Origin of the sequence: Mycolicibacillus trivialis, assembly GCF_002102395.1 — a bacterium.
In the GTDB taxonomy this organism is placed as follows: domain Bacteria; phylum Actinomycetota; class Actinomycetes; order Mycobacteriales; family Mycobacteriaceae; genus Mycobacterium; species Mycobacterium triviale.
Genome location: NZ_LQPZ01000055.1, coordinates 1 through 5415 on the forward strand (window position 1 = coordinate 1; position 5415 = coordinate 5415).

Below are 5415 nucleotides of genomic sequence, written 5' to 3' on the forward strand. Positions count from 1 at the left end.
CGGGTGTGTTGTTTGAGAACTCAATAGTGTGTTTGGTGGTTTTTGTTTGTTGTTGTTTTTTGCCATGCCTTTGGCCGTCCCGTGGTTGGGGGTGTGGTGTTTTTTGGTCCAGTTTGATTGGACTGTTTGTCAGGTATTTCTGAATGGCCTTTTTTGAAGGTTTTGTTTGGAGAGTTTGATCCTGGCTCAGGACGAACGCTGGCGGCGTGCTTAACACATGCAAGTCGAACGGAAAGGCCCCTTCGGGGGTGCTCGAGTGGCGAACGGGTGAGTAACACGTGGGTGATCTGCCCTGCACTTCGGGATAAGCCTGGGAAACTGGGTCTAATACCGGATAGGACCACATGTCGCATGGTGTGTGGTGGAAAGCTTTTGCGGTGTGGGATGGGCCCGCGGCCTATCAGCTTGTTGGTGGGGTTATGGCCTACCAAGGCGACGACGGGTAGCCGGCCTGAGAGGGTGTCCGGCCACACTGGGACTGAGATACGGCCCAGACTCCTACGGGAGGCAGCAGTGGGGAATATTGCACAATGGGCGGAAGCCTGATGCAGCGACGCCGCGTGGGGGATGACGGCCTTCGGGTTGTAAACCTCTTTCAGTCACGACGAAGCGCAAGTGACGGTAGTGACAGAAGAAGCACCGGCCAACTACGTGCCAGCAGCCGCGGTAATACGTAGGGTGCGAGCGTTGTCCGGAATTACTGGGCGTAAAGAGCTCGTAGGTGGTTTGTCGCGTCGTCCGTGAAATCCCATGGCTTAACTGTGGGCGTGCGGGCGATACGGGCAGACTGGAGTACTGCAGGGGAGACTGGAATTCCTGGTGTAGCGGTGGAATGCGCAGATATCAGGAGGAACACCGGTGGCGAAGGCGGGTCTCTGGGCAGTAACTGACGCTGAGGAGCGAAAGCGTGGGGAGCGAACAGGATTAGATACCCTGGTAGTCCACGCCGTAAACGGTGGGTACTAGGTGTGGGTTTCCTTCCTTGGGATCCGTGCCGTAGCTAACGCATTAAGTACCCCGCCTGGGGAGTACGGCCGCAAGGCTAAAACTCAAAGGAATTGACGGGGGCCCGCACAAGCGGCGGAGCATGTGGATTAATTCGATGCAACGCGAAGAACCTTACCTGGGTTTGACATGCACAGGACGCCGGTAGAGATATCGGTTCCCTTGTGGCCTGTGTACAGGTGGTGCATGGCTGTCGTCAGCTCGTGTCGTGAGATGTTGGGTTAAGTCCCGCAACGAGCGCAACCCTCGTTCCATGTTGCCAGCGCGTGATGGCGGGGACTCATGGGAGACTGCCGGGGTCAACTCGGAGGAAGGTGGGGATGACGTCAAGTCATCATGCCCCTTATGTCCAGGGCTTCACACATGCTACAATGGCCGGTACAAAGGGCTGCGATGCCGTGAGGTGGAGCGAATCCTTTCAAAGCCGGTCTCAGTTCGGATCGGGGTCTGCAACTCGACCCCGTGAAGTCGGAGTCGCTAGTAATCGCAGATCAGCAACGCTGCGGTGAATACGTTCCCGGGCCTTGTACACACCGCCCGTCACGTCATGAAAGTCGGTAACACCCGAAGCCAGTGGCCTAACCCGTAAGGGGGGGAGCTGTCGAAGGTGGGATCGGCGATTGGGACGAAGTCGTAACAAGGTAGCCGTACCGGAAGGTGCGGCTGGATCACCTCCTTTCTAAGGAGCACCATTTTTCCTCCGTCCCCGCGAAGAGTGCGGGATTCATGGCGGTTGGGATAGTGATTGATGCCGGCGCCTGTAGTGGGCGTTCCGGTGGGTGCACAACAACGAACCGTCGCATCAAGTGGTGTTGAGGGCATGTGAGTGTCGTCGATGTCGTTGAGCTTGCTGTGGTGGCTGCCAGGCACACTGTTGGGTCCTGAGGCAACACGCTTTGGGTGTTGTCGCCTCACCGGTTTTGGTGTGGGGTGTGGTGTTTGAGTTGTGGATAGTGGTTGCGAGCATCTAGCAGATGAGATCTCTATTGTGGGGTTTTGTTTGTTGGTGTGATTTTGTTTTTTGAACACTTTTGGTTTTTGTGTTTGTAAGTGTTTAAGGGCGTATGGTGGATGCCTTGGCATCAGGAGCCGATGAAGGACGTGGGAGGCTGCGATATGCCTCGGGGAGCTGTCAACCGAGCGTAGATCCGAGGATTTCCGAATGGGGAAACCCAGCACGAGTGATGTCGTGTTACCCGCCGGTGAATATATAGCCGGTGGGGGGGAACGCGGGGAAGTGAAACATCTCAGTACCCGCAGGAAGAGAAAACAATTGTGATTCCGTTAGTAGTGGCGAGCGAACGCGGAGGATGGCTAAACCGCAGGCACGTGATACCGGGTAGGGGTTGTGTTTGTGGGGTTGTGGGAGTGTCGTGTCCGGGTCTACCTCACCTGGAGGGCAGTGAGAAAGTGTTGTGGTTAGCGGAAGTGGCCTGGGATGGTCTGCCGTAGACGGTGAGAGCCCGGTACGTGAAAACCCGACACCTGCCTTGCGGCGTTTCCCGAGTAGCAGCGGGCCCGTGGAATCCGCTGTGAATCTGCCGGGACCACCCGGTAAGCCTGAATACTTCCTGATGACCGATAGCGGACGAGTACCGTGAGGGAATGGTGAAAAGTACCCCGGGAGGGGAGTGAAATAGTACCTGAAACCATGCGCCTACAATCCGTCAAAGCCTCCCCTTTGTGGGTGGGGTGATGGCGTGCCTTTTGAAGAATGAGCCTGCGAGTCAGGGACACGTCGCGAGGTTAACCCGTGTGGGGGAGCCGTAGCGAAAGCGAGTCTGAATAGGGCGTATCCACTTGGTGTAGTGGCGTGTTCTGGACCCGAAGCGGAGTGATCTACCCATGGCCAGGGTGAAGCAGCAGTAAGATGCTGTGGAGGCCCGAACCCACTTAGGTTGAAGACTGAGGGGATGAGCTGTGGGTAGGGGTGAAAGGCCAATCAAACTCCGTGATAGCTGGTTCTCCCCGAAATGCATTTAGGTGCAGCGTCACGTGTTGCGTGCTGGAGGTAGAGCTACTGGATGGCCGATGGGCCCTACTAGGTTACTGACGTCAGCCAAACTCCGAATGCCGGCACGTTGTAAGCGTGGCAGTGAGACGGCGGGGGATAAGCTCCGTGCGTCGAGAGGGAAACAGCCCAGATCGCCGGCTAAGGCCCCTAAGCGTGTGCTAAGTGGAAAAGGATGTGCAGTCGCGAAGACAACCAGGAGGTTGGCTTAGAAGCAGCCACCCTTGAAAGAGTGCGTAATAGCTCACTGGTCAAGTGATTGTGCGCCGATAATGTAGCGGGGCTCAAGCACACCGCCGAAGCCGCGGCAATCCCCACTTTGGTTGGGGGTTGGGTAGGGGAGCGTCCCCTCACCAGCGAAGCAGCAGAGTGATCTAGCTGTGGAGGTGTGGGGAGTGAGAATGCAGGCATGAGTAGCGATAAGGCAAGTGAGAACCTTGCCCGCCGAAAGACCAAGGGTTCCTGGGCCAGGCCAGTCCGCCCAGGGTGAGTCGGGACCTAAGGCGAGGCCGACAGGCGTAGTCGATGGACAACGGGTTGATATTCCCGTACCCGTGTGTGCGCGCCCATGACGAAACAGCGGTACTAACCACCCAAAACCGTATCGACTTGATCCCTTCGGGGTGATGGCGATGCGGGGCTGCGTGGGACCTTCGCTGGTAGTAGTCAAGCGATGGGGTGACGCAGGAAGGTAGCCGTACCAGTCAGTGGTAATACTGGGGCAAGCCCGTAGGACGAGATCCAGGCAAATCCGGGTCTCACTTAAGTCCGAGAGGTGATGCATAGCCGTATGAGGCGAATTCGGTGATCCTCAGCTGCCGAGAAAAGCCTCTAGCGAGCTCACACACGGCCCGTACCCCAAACCAACACAGGTGGTCAGGTAGAGAATACCAAGGCGTACGAGTGAACTATGGTTAAGGAACTCGGCAAAATGCCCCCGTAACTTAGGGAGAAGGGGGACCCACACACCGTCAACCGGCTTGCCCGGGGCAGCGGGAGTGGGTCGCAGAAACCAGTGAGAAGCGACTGTTTACTAAAAACACAGGTCCGTGCGAAGTCGCAAGACGATGTATACGGACTGACGCCTGCCCGGTGCTGGAAGGTTAAGAGGACCGGTTAGTGGAAGCAATTCCGCGAAGCTGAGAATTTAAGCCCCAGTAAACGGCGGTGGTAACTATAACCATCCTAAGGTAGCGAAATTCCTTGTCGGGTAAGTTCCGACCTGCACGAATGGCGTAACGACTTCTCAACTGTCTCAACCATAGACTCGGCGAAATTGCACTACGAGTAAAGATGCTCGTTACGCGCGGCAGGACGAAAAGACCCCGGGACCTTCACTACAACTTGGTATTGATGTTCGATGCGGTTTGTGTAGGATAGGTGGGAGACTGTGAAACCCGCACGCCAGTGTGGGTGGAGTCGTTGTTGAAATACCACTCTGGTCGTATTGAACCTCTAACCTCGAACCGTCTATCCGGTTCAGGGACAGTGCCTGGCGGGTAGTTTAACTGGGGCGGTTGCCTCCTAAAAAGTAACGGAGGCGCCCAAAGGTTCCCTCAACCTGGACGGCAATCAGGTGTTGAGTGTAAGTGCACAAGGGAGCTTGACTGTGAGACTGACACGTCAAACAGGGACGAAAGTCGGGACTAGTGATCCGGCACCCCCGAGTGGAAGGGGTGTCGCTCAACGGATAAAAGGTACCCCGGGGATAACAGGCTGATCTTCCCCAAGAGTCCATATCGACGGGATGGTTTGGCACCTCGATGTCGGCTCGTCGCATCCTGGGGCTGGAGCAGGTCCCAAGGGTTGGGCTGTTCGCCCATTAAAGCGGCACGCGAGCTGGGTTTAGAACGTCGTGAGACAGTTCGGTCTCTATCCGCCGCGCGCGTCAGAAACTTGAGGAAAACTGTCCCTAGTACGAGAGGACCGGGACGGACGAACCTCTGGTACACCAGTTGTCCCACCAGGGGCACCGCTGGATAGCCACGTTCGGACAGGATAACCGCTGAAAGCATCTAAGCGGGAAACCCCTTCCAAGACCAGGTTTCTCACCCATCAAGTGGGATAAGGCCCCCCGCAGAACACGGGATCGATAGACCAGACCTACACACGCAGCAATGCGCTCAGGGAACTGGCACTAACCGGCCGAAAACTTACAACACACACCACGCAACCACACCCCACAACCCACCCACACCCCACACCAAATAACCCTTGACAAACCAACACAACAAGCCGGCCCCCAACAAAACACCGGACCGGCACAACAAAATAGAGTTACGGCGGACACAGCGACAGGGAAACGCCCGGACCCATCCCGAACCCGGAAGCTAAGCCTGCCAGCGCCGATGATACTACCCAACCCGGGTGGAAAAGTAGGACACCGCCGAACACACATT

3 rRNA genes are annotated in these 5415 nt (G+C 56.7%); all 3 read left to right on the forward strand.

What is annotated here, in order from left to right:
- Positions 1-163: 163 nt before the first annotated feature.
- A 16S ribosomal RNA gene (locus AWC30_RS17070) occupies positions 164-1684 on the forward strand.
- A 365-nt stretch (positions 1685-2049) separates the two neighbouring features.
- Positions 2050-5177 (forward strand): 23S ribosomal RNA (locus tag AWC30_RS17075).
- Between the two features lie 117 nt (positions 5178-5294).
- A 5S ribosomal RNA gene (gene rrf, locus AWC30_RS17080) occupies positions 5295-5408 on the forward strand.
- Together the 16S, 23S and 5S rRNA genes form the textbook arrangement of a ribosomal RNA operon.
- The last annotated feature ends 7 nt before the right edge of the window (positions 5409-5415 follow it).